At 64.3% G+C, this 16,007-nt stretch carries 11 protein-coding genes and 3 rRNA genes; 12 read left to right on the top strand and 2 right to left on the bottom strand.

All coding sequences use genetic code 11. From position 1 onward, the window contains the following. The first annotated feature begins 2 nt into the window (after positions 1-2). The 9 genes from argJ (at position 3) to rrf (ending at position 11,699) form a co-directional block, all read left to right on the top strand. A complete protein-coding gene (gene argJ, locus QM714_RS04890) occupies positions 3-1,154 on the top strand; it encodes a bifunctional glutamate N-acetyltransferase/amino-acid acetyltransferase ArgJ (protein ID WP_415098132.1) in 1,152 nt (383 codons plus the stop codon). A gap of 21 nt (positions 1,155-1,175) precedes the next feature. Next, a complete protein-coding gene (gene argB, locus QM714_RS04885) occupies positions 1,176-2,087 on the top strand; it encodes an acetylglutamate kinase (RefSeq protein ID WP_415098130.1) in 912 nt (303 codons plus the stop codon). Further along, positions 2,084-3,295 carry an acetylornithine transaminase gene (locus tag QM714_RS04880; RefSeq protein ID WP_415098128.1) on the top strand — a complete coding sequence of 404 codons (1,212 nt, stop codon included), beginning with the start codon at positions 2,084-2,086 and terminating at the stop codon, positions 3,293-3,295. Before argB ends, QM714_RS04880 begins: the two co-directional genes overlap by 4 nt. Beyond that, entirely contained in the window at positions 3,292-3,807 is a 516-nt protein-coding gene (locus QM714_RS04875) for an arginine repressor (protein ID WP_415098126.1), read from the top strand. The genes QM714_RS04880 and QM714_RS04875 overlap by 4 nt, the downstream gene beginning before the upstream one ends. A gap of 4 nt (positions 3,808-3,811) precedes the next feature. Continuing rightward, on the top strand, positions 3,812-5,257 hold the full coding sequence (argH, locus tag QM714_RS04870; protein ID WP_415098124.1) for an argininosuccinate lyase: 1,446 nt from the start codon (positions 3,812-3,814) through the stop codon (positions 5,255-5,257). Next, the gene (locus QM714_RS04865) at positions 5,254-5,880 is read left to right on the top strand and encodes a DNA-3-methyladenine glycosylase (protein ID WP_415098122.1); all 627 of its coding nucleotides are present in this window, start codon (positions 5,254-5,256) and stop codon (positions 5,878-5,880) included. Before argH ends, QM714_RS04865 begins: the two co-directional genes overlap by 4 nt. A 288-nt stretch (positions 5,881-6,168) precedes the next feature. Next, positions 6,169-7,718 (top strand): 16S ribosomal RNA (locus QM714_RS04860). Between the two features lie 496 nt (positions 7,719-8,214). Then, a 23S ribosomal RNA gene (locus QM714_RS04855) occupies positions 8,215-11,387 on the top strand. A gap of 195 nt (positions 11,388-11,582) precedes the next feature. Beyond that, positions 11,583-11,699: ribosomal RNA gene (gene rrf, locus QM714_RS04850) — 5S ribosomal RNA — on the top strand. Together the 16S, 23S and 5S rRNA genes form the textbook arrangement of a ribosomal RNA operon. A 61-nt stretch (positions 11,700-11,760) precedes the next feature. Here rrf and QM714_RS04845 read toward each other — a convergent pair. Both QM714_RS04845 and QM714_RS04840 read right to left on the bottom strand, forming a co-directional pair. Beyond that, entirely contained in the window at positions 11,761-13,332 is a 1,572-nt protein-coding gene (locus tag QM714_RS04845) for a PucR family transcriptional regulator (protein WP_415098120.1), read from the bottom strand. Positions 13,333-13,504: 172 nt separating this feature from the next. Next, positions 13,505-13,699 carry a hypothetical protein gene (locus QM714_RS04840; protein ID WP_415101092.1) on the bottom strand — a complete coding sequence of 65 codons (195 nt, stop codon included), beginning with the start codon at positions 13,697-13,699 and terminating at the stop codon, positions 13,505-13,507. Here QM714_RS04840 and QM714_RS04835 point away from each other — a divergent pair. From QM714_RS04835 to QM714_RS04825, 3 genes are read left to right on the top strand one after another with little or no spacing between them, the layout of a single operon-like run. Next, the gene (locus tag QM714_RS04835) at positions 13,698-14,342 is read left to right on the top strand and encodes a transporter substrate-binding domain-containing protein (protein ID WP_415100979.1); all 645 of its coding nucleotides are present in this window, start codon (positions 13,698-13,700) and stop codon (positions 14,340-14,342) included. The two genes, QM714_RS04840 and QM714_RS04835, sit on opposite strands and share 2 nt — an antisense overlap. Next, entirely contained in the window at positions 14,339-15,238 is a 900-nt protein-coding gene (locus tag QM714_RS04830) for an amino acid ABC transporter permease (protein ID WP_415098118.1), read from the top strand. Before QM714_RS04835 ends, QM714_RS04830 begins: the two co-directional genes overlap by 4 nt. Then, complete coding sequence (locus QM714_RS04825; protein WP_415098116.1) at positions 15,235-16,002, top strand: amino acid ABC transporter ATP-binding protein; 768 nt, start codon at positions 15,235-15,237, stop codon at positions 16,000-16,002. Before QM714_RS04830 ends, QM714_RS04825 begins: the two co-directional genes overlap by 4 nt. Positions 16,003-16,007: the final 5 nt, after the last annotated feature.

The following is a 16,007-nucleotide window of genomic DNA, read 5'->3' as shown; positions in this document are numbered from 1 at the left end:
CCATGAGCGTCACCACTCCCGCCGGCTTCCGGGCCACCGGCGTCACCGCCGGGCTGAAGAGCTCCGGCGGCAAGGACCTGGCCTTGGTCGTCAACGACGGCCCGACCTTCTGTTCCGCCACCGTGTTCACCGCCAACCGCTGCCAGGCCAACCCGGTGCTGTGGAGCAAGGAGGTGGTCAAGGACGGCGTCGTGCGCGCCGTCGTACTCAACTCCGGCGGAGCCAACTGCTACACCGGCGCCGACGGCTTCCAGACCACTCATGCCGTCGCCGAACAGGTGGCGGGCCATCTCGGCATCGGCGCCATCGACGTGGTGGTCTGCTCGACCGGCCTGATCGGGATGGCCAACGACCGCGACCAGCTGCTGGCGGGCGTCGACACGGCCGCGTCAGCGCTGACGCCAGACGGCGGCGCGGACGCGGCGGAGGCGATCATGACCACCGACACGGTGAGCAAGCAGGTCGTGGTGGAGGGAGCCGGCTGGAGCATCGGCGGGATGGCCAAGGGTGCCGGGATGCTGGCGCCGCAGCTCGCCACGATGCTGGTCGTGCTCACCACCGACGCCGTCATGACGTCCGCGGAGCTGGATCGGGCGCTGCGCGCGGCGACCCGGGTGAGTTTCGACCGGCTGGACTCCGACGGGTGCATGTCGACCAACGACACCGTGACGCTGCTGGCGTCAGGGGCGTCGGGGATCACGCCGCCGCTCGACGACTTCACCGCGGCGCTGACCCAGGCCTGCACCGACCTGGCCATGCAGCTGCTCCGCGACGCCGAGGGCGCCGACCACGACATTGCGATCTCGGTGCTCAATGCGGCCACCGAGGACGATGCCATCGAGGTCGCCCGCAGCGTCGCCCGCAGCGCCCTCTTCAAGGCGGCCGTCTTCGGCAACGACCCCAATTGGGGGCGGGTGCTGGCCAGCATCGGCACCACGTCCGCGACCTTCGACCCGGCCGATCTCGACGTGGCGATGAACGGCGTCTGGGTCTGCCGCCGCTCGACACCGGCCGAGGATCCGAGCGCCGTCGACCTCACCGCGCGTGACGTGACCGTCACCATCGATCTCAAGGCGGGTGCCGAGCGCGCCACCGTGTGGACCAACGACCTCACCCATGCCTACGTCCACGAGAACAGTGCGTACTCCTCCTAGGGCGCCCGGTTAGGACCACCTGTGAAGATCCCCGACCCGAACAAGGCGGCCACCCTGGCCGATGCGCTGCCGTGGCTGAAGGCCTACCACGGCAAGATCGTGGTGGTGAAGTACGGCGGCAACGCCATGACCGACCCCGACCTGAAGCAGGCGTTCGCCGAGGACATCGCCTTCATGCGATTCGCGGGCTTCAAGCCGGTCGTCGTGCACGGCGGTGGTCCGCAGATCTCGGCGATGCTCGACCGACTCGAGATCTCCTCGGAGTTCCGCGGCGGCCTCCGAGTCACCACTCCCGAGGCGATGGACGTGGTCCGGATGGTGCTCGTCGGCCAGGTCCAGCGCGAGCTGGTCGGGCTGATCAACCAGCACGGACCGCTTGCCGTCGGCCTCTCGGGGGAGGACGCCGGGTTGTTCACGGCGAAGCCCACCAACACCGTGGTCGACGGCGAGGAGGTCGATCTGGGGCTGGTCGGCGAGGTCGCCAAGGTCCGTCCGGAGGCGGTGCTCGACCTCATCGACGCCGGTCGCATCCCGGTGGTCTCCAGCGTCGCACCCGACGTCAACGGGGTGGTCCACAACGTCAACGCCGACACCGCGGCAGCGGCTCTGGCGATCGCGTTGGGCGCCGAGAAGCTGCTGGTGCTCACCGACGTGGAAGGCCTCTACCGTGACTGGCCGGCGAGCGACGACGTCATCAAGGAGATCAGCCCCGAGGCGCTGGCCGAGCTGATGCCGACGTTGGCCAGCGGCATGGTGCCCAAGATGGGTGCCTGCCTGCAGGCGGTGACCGAAGGAGTGCCGCGCGCCACCGTCGTCGACGGCCGCGAGCGGCACGCCGTCTTGCTCGAGATCTTCACCGACGAGGGCGTCGGCACCCAGGTGCTGCCTGGCGTGGAGACCAAGATCCGACCGGCCCACGGGAGCCTGACATGACCGCGCCGACCACCACATCTAACTGGGCGGACCGCTACACCGGTGCCTTGATGAACACCTTCGGCCCACCTCGACTGGTGCTGACCCGCGGCCAAGGCGCCCAGGTCTGGGACGACGCCGGCACCCGCTACCTCGACCTGCTCGGTGGCATCGCGGTCAACGCGCTCGGCCACGCCCATCCGGCGGTCGTCGCAGCGGTGACCAGGCAACTCGACACCCTCGGCCACGTGTCGAACTTCTTCGCCACCCGACCGCAGATCGAGCTCGCGGAGCGGCTGCTCGCGATGGACGGCCGTCCCGGCCGGGTCTTCTTCACCAACTCCGGCACCGAGGCCAACGAGGCCGCCCTCAAGCTGACCCGGCGCACCGGCCGGACCCACCTGGTCGCCGCCGAGGGCGCCTTCCACGGACGCACCATGGGTGCGCTGGCGGTCACCGCGAAGGAGGCCTATCGGCTTCCGTTCGAGCCGCTGCCGGGCGAGGTCACCTTCGTGCCGTACGGCGACGCGGAGGCGCTCGCCGCCGCGGTCACGGACCGGACGGCCGCCGTGGTCGTGGAGCCGGTGCAGGGCGAGGCGGGCGTCGTCGTGCCTCCGCGGGACTATCTGGCCGCGGCCCGCCAGATCACCGCCGACCACGGCGCGCTGCTCTGGCTGGACGAGGTGCAGACCGGGATCGGCCGCACGGGTGCCTGGCTGGCTCACCGCAACCCTGAGCTCGTCGACGCCGAGCTGCCGGTGCGTCCCGACGTGGTCACCCTCGCCAAGGGCCTCGGCGGCGGCATCCCGATCGGCGCCTGTGTGGCGTTCGGGGACGCCGCGACGCTGCTCCAGCCCGGCAACCACGGCACCACCTTCGGCGGCAATCCGGTCGCCTGCGCGGCGGCCCTGGCGGTCCTCGACACGATTGTGGCCGAGGGCCTGCTCGACCACGCTGCCGCTCTCGGCGCCCGCTTGGCGACAGGGCTGGCCGCCGATGCCCGCGTGAGCGAGGTGCGCGCTGCCGGTCTGCTGATCGGTCTGGATCTCACCGAGCCGGTCTCTGCCGAGGTGGTTGCCGCCGCCCAGCGGCACGGGTTCATCGTCAACAACCCCACCCCGGATCGGATCAGGATGGCTCCACCACTGATCCTCACTGCCGGCGAGGCGGACAGCTTCCTCGCGGCCTGGCCGCAGATCCTTGACGAGGCTTTGGGAGAGCAGCCATGACCGATCCGCGCGCCAGCACACCGCCGACCAAGATTGCTCGCCAGCGGCGCATCGTCGAGCTGGTCACCCATCACGAGGTGCGCTCGCAGACCGAGCTGGCGGACCTGCTCGCGGCCGAAGGGCTGCAGGTCACCCAGGCCACACTGTCTCGCGACCTGGTCGAGCTGGACGCGGTCAAGGTCCGGGCGGCCTCGGGCGCGCTGGTGTACGCCGTGCCGGGCGAGGGCGGCGACCGGCGCCCCGCCGCACCGGTGGAGACTGCCGCGGCCGCGCACCGGATGGCCCGACTGTGTGGTGAGCTCCTGGTCACTGCGGAGTCGAGCGGCAACCTGGTCCTGCTCCGGACGCCTCCCGGCGCCGCCCAGTTCCTCGCCTCGGCCCTGGACAAGGCCGAGCTCGCCGAGGTGCTCGGCACCATCGCCGGCGACGACACGGTGCTGGTGATCGCGCGCGATCCGGCCGGTGGTGACGCGCTGGCGAATCGGTTCCTCGAGCTCGCTGCGGGAGCATGAGCAGATGACCGACATCACGGAGCCCGAGCTGGGCACCACCAAGAGCGGCACGCTGTGGGGCGGCCGCTTCGCATCAGGCCCGAGCCCCGAGCTGGAAGCGCTGTCCCGGTCCACCCATTTCGACTGGCGGCTGGTGCCCTACGACCTGGCCGGCTCTCGCGCCCACGCCAACGCCCTCCACGCCGCCGGGTTGCTCACCGATGCCGACCATGCCGAGCTGCTGCGCGGCCTGGCGGTGCTTGGCGATCGGTTCGCGGCGGGGGAGCTGCTGCCCGATCCCGGCGACGAGGACGTCCATGGCGCGCTCGAGCGGCTGCTCCTCGACGAGGTGGGCGCCGAGGTCGGTGGCCGACTCCGCGCCGGCCGGTCGCGCAACGACCAGATCGCCACGCTGTTCCGGGTGTACCTGCGCGACCACGGGCGGGTGCTGGCCGACCTGCTCCTCGACCTCGCCTCCGCGCTCGCGGACCTGGCCGAACGCCACCGGGGCGCGGTCTTGCCCGGTCGCACCCACCTCCAGCACGCGCAACCCGTGCTGGTCTCCCACCATCTGCTCGCCCATGCCTGGCCGCTGCTCCGGGACGTCTCCCGACTTCGCGACTGGGACGCCCGGGTGGCCGCCGACTCGCCGTACGGCTCCGGCGCGCTCGCCGGCTCCAGCCTCGACCTCGACCCGCAGGCAGTGGCGGCAGAGCTGGGCTTCGCCGGCTCCAGCGCCAACTCGATCGATGCGACCTCGGCACGTGACTTCGCCGCAGAGTTCGCTTTCGTCACTGCGATGGTCGGCGTGGACGTGAGCCGGTTGGCCGAGGAGATCACCATTTGGGCGACCGCGGAGTTCGGGTTCGCCCGGTTGCACGACTCGTGGTCGACGGGGTCGAGCATCATGCCGCAGAAGAAGAACCCGGACATCGCCGAGCTGGCCCGAGGCAAGGCGGGTCGACTGATCGGTGACCTGACCGGTCTGCTCGCCACGCTGAAGGGGCTGCCGCTGGCCTACAACCGCGATCTGCAGGAGGACAAGGAGCCGGTCTTCGACGCCGTGGACACTCTCGAGATCTTGCTGCCCGCGGTCACCGGGATGGTCGCCACGCTCGAGCTCGACACCGAGCGGATGGCGACGCTGGCCCCGCAGGGCTTCAGCCTCGCCACCGACGTGGCCGAGTGGCTGGTGCGGGAGGGGGTGCCCTTCCGTGAGGCACACGAGGTGGCCGGTGCCTGCGTGCGCCGCTGTGAGGAGCTGGGCGTCGAGCTCGCCGACCTCACCGATGCTCAGCTCGCCGAGATCTCGACGCGGCTGACGCCGGATGTCCGCTCGGTGCTCACCGTCGACGGGTCGGTCTCCGCACGCACCGGTCGAGGCGGCACCGCACCAGCCCGGGTCGCGGAGCAGCTCGCAGAGCTGCGCGGACAGATCGCGGGTGATCGAGCCAGTCTCACGTCGCCGTGAGCGATCGACTAGATCTCCTGCTCCGCCGACCGGTGCTTGAGGTCGCGCCCCGACTGCTCGGCGCGGTGCTTCGGCATGGCGAGGTGGCGGTCCGGCTGACCGAGGTCGAGGCGTACGACGGCGCGAACGATCCCGGCTCGCACGCCTATCGAGGCCAGACGCCGCGCAACTCGGTGATGTTCGGCCCACCCGGCCACCTCTACGTCTACTTCACCTACGGCATGCACCACTGCTGCAACGTGGTCTGCGGACCGGAGGGGGTTGCCTCTGCCGTGCTGCTGCGGGCAGGGGAGGTGGTGGCCGGCGCGGACATTGCTCAGGGCCGCCGGCTGGGCGCCACGGACCGCGACCTGGCCCGTGGGCCCGCTCGGCTGTGCTCGGCGTTGGGCCTGGACCTGACCTACAACGGGCTGTCTCTCGCCGGCCCCGAGTTGCTGCTCGAGCCGCGCTCGCGCGCGGTCTCGGCCTCCTTGGTCAGCACAGGCCCGCGGGTCGGGCTCCGACCGGCCGCGGAGCGTCCGTGGCGGTTCTGGCTGAGCGGTGAGCCGACCGTCTCGGCTTACCGCCCGGCGGTGGCGCGCCGGACGCGTCGCCAAGTTGACGCTCTCACCGACACCCGGTAAGTTCTTCCAGGTTGCCCAGTTGGTGGTGCTCGCTCGTGTGAGCCGGCCACCGGGGCAGCCAGCCGGCCTCGAGTCGCGTGTCTGATTTTTGAGAACTCAACAGTGTGTGATAGTCGATGAATTGATTTGTTTACTCGTTGATCCTTGGGCTCTGTTTTTTTGGGGTGTTTTTGGGTTGATGTTTTTTTGATGATTCTGTGACAGGCTAGCTTGTCTGTTGCCAGATCGGTTTTCTGTTTAGTGCTGAATGCTCTGGGGTCCTGTTTGGGGTTTTGGGGTTTTTGGTTTTCGATGGAGAGTTTGATCCTGGCTCAGGACGAACGCTGGCGGCGTGCTTAACACATGCAAGTCGTGCGGAAAGGCCTCTTTTGGGGTGCTCGAGCGGCGAACGGGTGAGTAACACGTGAGTAATCTGCCCTGCACTTTCGGATAACTGTCGGAAACGGTGGCTAATACGGGATAGGACTACATGGCGCATGTTGTGTGGTGGAAAGCCTCTTCGGGGGTGGTGTGGGATGTGCTCGCGGCCTATCAGCTTGATGGTGGGGTAGTGGCCTACCATGGCTTTGACGGGTAGCCGGCCTGAGAGGGTGTCCGGCCACACTGGGACTGAGACACGGCCCAGACTCCTGCGGGAGGCAGCAGTGGGGAATATTGGACAATGGGCGGAAGCCTGATCCAGCAACGCCGCGTGGGGGATGACGGCCTTCGGGTTGTAAACCTCTTTCACCTATGACGAAGTTCTCACTTTTTGGTGGGGGTGACGGTAGTGGGAGAAGAAGCACCGGCCAACTACGTGCCAGCAGCCGCGGTAATACGTAGGGTGCGAGCGTTGTCCGGAATTATTGGGCGTAAAGGGCTCGTAGGCGGTTTGTCGCGTCGGGAGTGAAATCCGCCAGCTTAACTGGTGGCTTGCTTTCGATACGGGCAGACTAGAGGGATGCAGGGGAGAACGGAATTCCTGGTGTAGCGGTGAAATGCGCAGATATCAGGAGGAACACCGGTGGCGAAGGCGGTTCTCTGGGCATGTCCTGACGCTGAGGAGCGAAAGTGTGGGGAGCGAACAGGATTAGATACCCTGGTAGTCCACACCGTAAACGTTGGGCGCTAGGTGTGGGATCCATTCCACGGGTTCCGTGCCGTAGCTAACGCATTAAGCGCCCCGCCTGGGGAGTACGGCCGCAAGGCTAAAACTCAAAGGAATTGACGGGGGCCCGCACAAGCGGCGGAGCATGCGGATTAATTCGATGCAACGCGAAGAACCTTACCTGGGTTTGACATAGGAAGAAATCCATCAGAGATGGTGGGTCCGTAAGGGTTTCCTACAGGTGGTGCATGGCTGTCGTCAGCTCGTGTCGTGAGATGTTGGGTTAAGTCCCGCAACGAGCGCAACCCTTGTCTTATGTTGCCAGCACGCCCTTCGGGGTGGTGGGGACTCATGAGAGACTGCCGGGGTCAACTCGGAGGAAGGTGGGGATGACGTCAAGTCATCATGCCCCTTATGTCCAGGGCTTCACGCATGCTACAATGGCCGGTACAGACCGTTGCGATCCCGTGAGGGGGAGCGAATCGGAAAAAGCCGGTCTCAGTTCGGATTGGGGTCTGCAACTCGACCCCATGAAGTCGGAGTCGCTAGTAATCGCAGATCAGCAACGCTGCGGTGAATACGTTCCCGGGCCTTGTACACACCGCCCGTCACGTCACGAAAGTCGGCAACACCCGAAGCCCATGGCCCAACCCCACTTGTGGGGAGGGAGTGGTCGAAGGTGGGGCTGGCGATTGGGACGAAGTCGTAACAAGGTAGCCGTACCGGAAGGTGCGGCTGGATCACCTCCTTTCTAAGGAGCACCACCCCCTACAGTGTCTGCTGCCGACCACGGCAGCAGACCACTACTGGGTGGAACTCATAGTGGAATCATCGACAACCCCGCCCGACCCCCCTGGGGCCGGCCCGGGGTTCCCCGTGTTCCCCACCCGAATCAGTGGGGGGACACGCCCCTCCCGGTGGCCCGTCTGGGCTGGTGTGGTGGGGGTGTGGGGTGTCGCATGCTGTTGGGGTTCTGAGGAATCAGCCCGTGTGCTGCCAGTGATGGTGGTGGGGGTTGGTTGCTTGGAGGGCCCCGTCCCCTTCTGGCCAGGTTTCTGGTTGGCCAGGTTTCTGGTTGGCCAGGTTTCTGGTTGGCCGGTTTGTTCTGGTTGTGGGGGTGTGGGTGGGTTGTTTGGTTTTTGTATAGTGGATGCGAGTGTCTTTGTAGTGTATGTTTTGTGGTTCTTTGCAGTGTTTGTTTTGAGTGCATGACGCATTGTTTTTGGTGTGTGTTGTGTTGGTTTGTTTGGCAAGCTGTGAAGGGCGCATGGTGGATGCCTTGGCATCAAGAGCCGATGAAGGACGTAGGAGCCTGCGATAAGCCCTGGGGAGTTGGCAACCGAGCTGTGATCCGGGGGTGTCCGAATGGGGTAACCTGGCTGGAGTCATGTCCAGTCGCCTGCACCTGAATGAAATAGGGTGTTGGGAGGGAACGCCGGGAAGTGAAACATCTCAGTACCGGTAGGAAGAGAAAACAATAGTGATTCCGTGAGTAGTGGCGAGCGAAAGTGGATGAGGCTAAACCCGTGGCATGTTCAAGCTGGCAGGTGTTGTGTTGCGGGGGTTGTGGGACGCGATGGGCCCGGGCTGCCATACTGGGTGCGTAGTGAGAAACCATTGGGTGAAGACGAGGCCGTTGGAAAGCGGTGCCGTAGAGGGTGATAGTCCCGTAGTTGTAAGCCTGTGGCTGCGTTGTCGTGTTCCCGAGTAGCACGGAACTCGTGGAATTCTGTGTGAATCTGGCGGGACCACCCGTCAAGCCTAAATACTTCTTGATGACCGATAGCGGACGAGTACCGTGAGGGAAAGGTGAAAAGTACCCCTGGCGGGGAGTGAAATAGTACCTGAAACCATGTGCCTACAATCCGTCAGAGCCTCATCCTTTTGGGTGGGGTGATGGCGTGCCTTTTGAAGAATGAGCCTGCGAGTTTGTGTTGTGTTGCGAGGTTAACCCGTGGGGGGTAGCCGTAGCGAAAGCGAGTCCGAACAGGGCGTAGCCGCATCTTTTTGGGTGTGGTGTAGTAGCGCGATCAAGACCCGAAGCGGAGTGATCTAGCCATGGGCAGGTTGAAGCGTCGGTAAGACGTCGTGGAGGACCGAACCCACTTCAGTTGAAAATGGAGGGGATGACCTGTGGTTAGGGGTGAAAGGCCAATCAAACTCCGTGATAGCTGGTTCTCCCCGAAATGCATTTAGGTGCAGCGTTGCGTGTTTCTTGTTCCAGGTAGAGCACTGGATAGCCGATGGGCCCGACCAGGTTACTGACGTTAGCCAAACTCCGAATGGGAGCAAGCCATAGCGTGGCAGTGAGACTGCGGGGGATAAGCTCCGTAGTCGAGAGGGAAACAGCCCAGACCATCAGCTAAGGCCCCTAAGCGGCGGCTAAGTGGAAAAGGATGTGGAGTCGCAGTGACAACCAGGAGGTTGGCTTGGAAGCAGCCATCCTTGAAAGAGTGCGTAATAGCTCACTGGTCAAGTGATTCCGCGCCGACAATGTAGCGGGGCTCAAGTCGTCCGCCGAAGCTATGGCACCCATGCGTTTGTCCTAGCCTGTCTCTCTTTGTGGGGGTGGGTTCAGGTGTGTGGGTGGGTAGGGGAGCGTCGTGTCGCCGGTGAAGCGTCGGAGTGATCTAGGCGTGGAGGCGACACGAGTGAGAATGCAGGCATGAGTAGCGAATCGCGTGTGAGAAACACGCGCGCCGAATGATCAAGGGTTCCAGGGTCAAGCTCATCTGCCCTGGGTAAGTCGGGACCTAAGGCGAGGCCGACAGGCGTAGTCGATGGACAACCAGTTGATATTCTGGTACCGGCAAGGTAGCGACCCTGACGAGGTCCGTGATGCTAACCACCCAAAGCCACCCACGACCATCGCCTTCGGGTGCTGGCGGGGTGGGGCTGCGTGGGACCCGACCGGGTAGTAGTCAAGCGATGGGGTGACACAGGAAGGTAGCCCAGCCGCGGCGATGGTTGTCCGCGGGTAAGGATGTAGCACGCAGCCCAGGCAAATCCGGGTTGTACCCGCCACTGGCGGGGGTGTGAGATCTGATGCCGAGCCAGATAGTGGTGAAGTGGGTGATCCTATGCTGTCGAGAAAAACCTCTAGCGAGCTATGCGCCGCCCGTACCCCAAACCGACTCAGGTGATCAGGTAGAGAATACCAAGGCGATCGAGCGAACCATGGTTAAGGAACTCGGCAAAATGCCCCCGTAACTTCGGGAGAAGGGGGACCCGACCCGTCAACACCCTTTGCGGTGGGTAGCGGTGAGGGTCGCAGAGACCAGGCCCAAGCGACTGTTTACTAAAAACACAGGTCCGTGCGAAGTCGTAAGACGATGTATACGGACTGACTCCTGCCCGGTGCTGGAAGGTTAAGAGGACCCGTCAACACCCTACGGGTGTGAAGCGGAGAATTTAAGCCCCAGTAAACGGCGGTGGTAACTATAACCATCCTAAGGTAGCGAAATTCCTTGTCGGGTAAGTTCCGACCTGCACGAATGGAGTAACGACTTGGGCGCTGTCTCAACCATGGGCTCGGCGAAATTGCACTACGAGTAAAGATGCTCGTTACGCGCGGCAGGACGGAAAGACCCCGGGACCTTTACTATAGTTTGGTATTGGTGTTTGGTACGGTTTGTGTAGGATAGGTGGGAGACTGTGAAGCGGCCACGCCAGTGGTGGTGGAGTCAACGTTGAAATACCACTCTGGCCGTACTAGATGTCTAACCTCGGACCGTGATCCGGTTCAGGGACAGTGCCTGATGGGTAGTTTAACTGGGGCGGTTGCCTCCTAAAATGTAACGGAGGCGCTCAAAGGTTCCCTCAGCCTGGTTGGCAATCAGGTGGCGAGTGTAAGTGCACAAGGGAGCTTGACTGTGAGACAGACACGTCGAGCAGGGACGAAAGTCGGAACTAGTGATCTGGCCACGGCATGTGGAAGCGTGGTCACTCAACGGATAAAAGGTACCCCGGGGATAACAGGCTGATCTTCCCCAAGAGTCCATATCGACGGGATGGTTTGGCACCTCGATGTCGGCTCGTCGCATCCTGGGGCTGGAGCAGGTCCCAAGGGTTGGGCTGTTCGCCCATTAAAGCGGCACGCGAGCTGGGTTTAGAACGTCGTGAGACAGTTCGGTCCCTATCCGCCGCGCGCGCAGGAAACTTGAGAAAAGCTGTCCCTAGTACGAGAGGACCGGGATGGACGAACCTCTGGTATGCCAGTTGTCCCGCCAGGGGCACCGCTGGTTAGCTACGTCCGGACGTGATAACCGCTGAACGCATCTAAGCGGGAAGCACATTTCAAGACAAGGTTTCCCACACCATATGGTGGTAAGGCCCCCCACAGACCATGGGGTCGATAGGCCGGAGGTCTACAGCAGCAATGCCCAGCCGACCGGTACTAATAGGCCGAGGGCTTGCCACACACACCACCACACCACACACCCCACCAGACAACACAGTCCAAGGGGACCACAGCGCACAACTACTGGTGCTCGCATCCACTACACAAAAACCAAAACCCCACCCAAACAACCCCACCCAAACAACAGGGGCCCCGGTATAACAACAAAACCACCCCAACAGCCAACAACCGGCACAAAAAGGGGTGGCATAGAGTTACGGCGGCCACAGCGACAGGGAAACACCCGGACCCATCCCGAACCCGGAAGTTAAGCCTGCCAGCGCCAATGGTACTGCAACCACACGGCTGTGGGAGAGTAGGACGCCGCCGAACAAACACCCGTAGAGGGCCACCACGGTGGCCCTCTACGTATATTTGCTCCGATTTCTCGGACCTATTCTCGAGCCCGGAGTTCCAGCTCCAACAAGAGCCGGTCGGCCGCATTGGAGAGATCGACACCGACCGTGGCTTCGACCCGCTTGAGTCGCTGCCTGAGGGTGTTGGGATGGATCCCCATCTCCGCCGCGGTCGCGCCGGTATTGAGATTCGACCTGAGGTAGGTCGAGATGGTTTGAGCGAGCTCGTCGCCGTCGACGTACTTCGCGAGTCGGAGGGCCTCCACCCGAGCGGCGGAGACGAGGCCGCTTTCCCTGAGGGCCTGGGCTATCTGGGCAAGGGTGACTTCGGCGCGGTGTGCCTCATAGGTGCGGATCCTGTTCTCGTCGTCGACGGCGATGTCAGCGAGTAGCGTGTCACACGCCTCGCGCATGGAGCGTAGGTCCTGAGCCCCGTGACCGATCGGGCCGACAGCGACACGCACGGCAAGCCGGCTGGCCGCCAACGTTGCCGACGTACGCCTGGCCCACGCCTCGAGGTCGGCCTTCGGTGTCGGATCGTGGACGAGGACGTAGAGAATCTCGGGTGTGTCGAGGATTCGCGACCCCCCTCCAACGGTGGCGGCCTCGAGTTGCACGGTCGTGGCGACGCGGGTCCATACCGGACCGGGGCGCCGAGGCCCGTGCACCTGTAACGCACCGAGCGCCCACGTCTGGATGCCGTCGAGGCCGAGCGCTGTGGTCAAGGTGCGTGGCGACTCGAGCGACTCCGATATGCCGAGCAGCTGGCTGAGGAGGGTCCGATCGCGATTACGTGCGCGGCTGCGTTGCCCGATCATCCCGGCCGCCACGACGCTTGCCGCGCGCAGGAGTTGGCGAGCCCTGGGCGCGAATGGGTCGGGGCCACGCTGAACCCAGATCACCCCGACGTAGCGTCCGTCGTGCGGGTCGATGAGCCCGATCCCCAGGCGAGGCATGGTGGAGGCCGTCCCGGGTAGCTCGACGAGTTCGCCGCGCCGAAGGGCGTCCCAGACTCCCATCGTGCGGATCTGCTCTAGATGACCCGGCGGCGCTGCACGCCCGAGCACCGAGTCTCGTCGCAACTGGTCGGCGTGTTCGTCGAGCGGAGAGAAGGCCAGGACGCGAGTGTGGGCGTCGTCGATCGTGACGTAGCCGCACACTTGGGTGGCGAGCGAGATGGCGAGGTCGAAGAGGTCTCCTTGTGACGAGGCATCGATGTCATCGGCCACGGAGGCCTCCGGACCAGGAAGCGACGTCGCGCGGATTACGCTCGTGATGAGCCCGAGAAGCTGGCCCCAGGTGATGTCCCCACGCGCCACACCGACCGGCACCGAGCTCTGTCGGGCGATGGTCCGCCAGCTCGCTTCGTCAGCGGTCTTGACGATGACCATCGCGGGCCGCATGGATCGTAGATCAGCGGATACGTCGGCGATGTCGTCGAGACCTGATACCAACAAGAGCACCTCGTCAGAGCGATCCGTGCGGTCGGTGTGGAGTTCGACCGGGTCGATCACCCCGCACGTGGTCACCGATCGCGCAGCGACCTGACAACCAGGGAGAACGCGGATCATGTCTCCGAGCCGTTCGACGACATCGGTCAATAGGGCCATGGGGGCTCGTCTCCTCGCCTGAATCTCACTGCCTGCTGCAGAAAGCAGTGCGAAGGCATTGACTTTAGCGGATAAGACGATGTGATAGCACGGCGGATTTCGATGACTCGCTCACTAAACTCGGCCGAACGCTCCACCCCCCAAACCCCAAAGGGAGTCCCATGTCACTACCTCACAGGCGCATCCTTGCCGGACTCTGCGCGACCACCACGGTGCTTGTGCTGGCCGGGTGCGGCAGTTCGAGTGATTCAGAGAAGGACGGAACCGACTCTGGGTCGAGTTCCAGCGCGAAGCAGTTCACGATTCCGCAGCAGACCGGCGCCCCGCCGTGGGCGTTCACCGACGATGCGGGCAAGTCGATCGGCATGCTGCCGGATCTTTCTCTCGCGGTTGGACCACCGTTGGATATCGAGGTTGTCAACGAACAGACAACTTGGGAGAACTCGCTTCTGGGCCTGGAGTCGGGCAAGTACATCTTCGTGCCAGGTGCTGATGCGACACCGGAGCGGCTGGAGAAGTTCGACTTCGTGATCACCATGAAGGACGGCTACAGCTTCGAGGTCAAGGCCGGCAGCCCTGAGATCGGCTCGGAGATGACGGATCTCTGTGGTCTGACGATCGGGTTGGTCACCGGCTCGAGCCCGATCCCGACCCTGCAGAAGCAGTCGAAGGACTGCGTTGCAGGGGGCATGGACCCGATCGAGATCAAGACGTTCCCGGACTGGGCCAGCGGTGAGTTGGCGGCCCAGAGTGGTCAGATCGACGCCGCGACGAACACCCTCAGCTCGATCGGCTACCAGGCGCAGCAGAATCCTGGAAAGTGGGCCGTCACCGGCCCCGTCTTCCAGGAGACCGAGGTCGGCTTCGCGGTGCAGAAGGGCAGTGAGTGGGGTCCGAAGCTCGTGGATGCGGTGAACTCCATCATCGAGGACGGCTCGTATGCGGAGATCTTCGACACCTATGGCACCCCGGACATGATGATCGAGAAGTCGCGTCTGGTCACCCAGTGAACGATTCCGCCGCACCAGATCTTCCCCCGGCGGAGCGGTGGCGCGCGGAGGCAGCTCGCCTCGGCGCGTCACCGCACCATCCGCCGAACCATGCGGTCCGCAACGCCCTGGCCGTGGTCATCCTGCTCGTCGCAACTGCCGTGGTGGTGGACTTCGCGCGTCGCCCTGCGCTCGATTGGGAGGTCGTCTGGAAGTACCTCTTCGACCCCACAGTCATGACCGGTATCCGTAACACCCTGCTGCTGACCGTGCTGTCGATGGCCCTGGCCCTCGTACTCTCAGTCGTGCTGGCCAACATGCGCCTGTCGGGCAACCCGCTGCTGCGGGCGATCGCCGGGGTCTACGTCTGGCTGTTCCGGTCGATCCCGCTGCTCGTGCTGCTGATCTTGTGGTTCAACATCGCGATCATCTACCCGCGAATCGCACTCGGCATCCCGTTTGGTCCGGAGTGGTGGGCGACCGACACCCGGAACGTGGTCAGCGGCTTCTGGGCCGCCGTGCTCGCGTTCGGGCTCCAGCAGGCGGCCTACACCTCGGAGATCATCCGAGCCTCGTTGCTCGCCATTCCTACTGGGCAGCGGGAAGCGGCCGCGGCCCTAGGCATGACGAAGGTCCGCACGTTCTTCCGGATTATCTTCCCTCAAGCGATGCGAATCGCCGTCCCGCCCATCAGCAACGACACCATCAACTTGTTGAAGGCGACCTCCCTGGCGGCCTTCATCGCCGTGCCCGACTTGCTCTACACCGTGCAGACGATCTACAACCGCACCTACCAGATCATCCCGCTGCTGCTGGTCGCGACGATCTGGTACACGGTCTTCGTCAGCCTGCTGTCCTACGGCCAGTACCACCTGGAGCGCGCTCTGCGCCGCGATCGTGTCGGGAGGATCTTGTGACGAGCGTTCCGCTCTTGGCGGCGGTGAACATCTCGAAGTGGTTCGGTGAGCATCAAGTGCTCAAGTCGATCTCCTTCGAGGTTGCCGCGGGTGAGGCCATCTGCATCCTGGGGCCGTCGGGCAGCGGGAAGAGCACCTTGCTGCGCTGTCTGAACATGCTCGAACGGCCCAACGAGGGCGCGATGTTCCTCGCGGGAGATCTGATGGGGTACACCACTCATCGCAACGGGATGCGAGAGCTCCCAGATCGCCTCGAGGCGCGCCAGCGACAGCGGCTAGGCATGGTCTTCCAGCAGTTCAACCTGTTCCCGCATCTGACCGCGCTCGAGAACCTCACCGAGGCGCCCACCGGGGTGCAGAAGCGCGAGAAGGGCATCGTCAAGCAGGAGGCGCTCGCGCTCCTTGAACGAGTCGGCATGTCGGACAAGGCGCGCGCCTTCCCCGGTCAGCTGTCCGGGGGACAGCAACAGCGAGTGGCTATCGCTCGCGCACTCGCAATGAAACCCGAGGCCCTGTTGTTCGACGAGCCAACCAGCGCCCTCGATCCCGAGATGGTCAGCGAGGTTCTTCAGGTCATCCGAGATCTGGTGCGGGACGGGATGACGTCGGTCATCGTGACCCACGAGGTCGGCTTCGCGCGCGAGGTGTGCGACCGCTTCCTCTTCCTTGAGGACGGTGAGCTTCTCGAGGAAGGCCCCTCGTCCTCCCTGAACCAGAACGCGGTGCATCCCCGCACTCGCGCGTTCCTCGAGAAAGTCCTCTAGAGAAG

The sequence above is a fragment of the Nocardioides sp. genome (assembly GCF_047602075.1).
In the GTDB taxonomy this organism is placed as follows: Bacteria; Actinomycetota; Actinomycetes; order Propionibacteriales; family Nocardioidaceae; genus Nocardioides.
This window is presented reverse-complemented; position numbering and strand designations above follow the sequence as displayed.

What these genes read in the sequence shown, in the direction of transcription:
- argJ (WP_415098132.1), top strand. Translation starts at nt 3, where the DNA reads ATGAGCGTCACCACTCCCGCCGGCTTCCGGGCCACCGGCGTCACCGCC.
- argH (WP_415098124.1), top strand. Translation starts at nt 3,812, where the DNA reads ATGACCGACATCACGGAGCCCGAGCTGGGCACCACCAAGAGCGGCACG.
- QM714_RS04840 (WP_415101092.1), bottom strand. Translation starts at nt 13,699, where the DNA reads ATGCCGATCGACTTGCCCGCATCGTCGGTGAACGCCCACGGCGGGGCG.
- QM714_RS04835 (WP_415100979.1), top strand. Translation starts at nt 13,698, where the DNA reads ATGCTGCCGGATCTTTCTCTCGCGGTTGGACCACCGTTGGATATCGAG.
- QM714_RS04845 (WP_415098120.1), bottom strand. Translation starts at nt 13,332, where the DNA reads ATGGCCCTATTGACCGATGTCGTCGAACGGCTCGGAGACATGATCCGC.
- QM714_RS04875 (WP_415098126.1), top strand. Translation starts at nt 3,292, where the DNA reads ATGACCGATCCGCGCGCCAGCACACCGCCGACCAAGATTGCTCGCCAG.
- QM714_RS04880 (WP_415098128.1), top strand. Translation starts at nt 2,084, where the DNA reads ATGACCGCGCCGACCACCACATCTAACTGGGCGGACCGCTACACCGGT.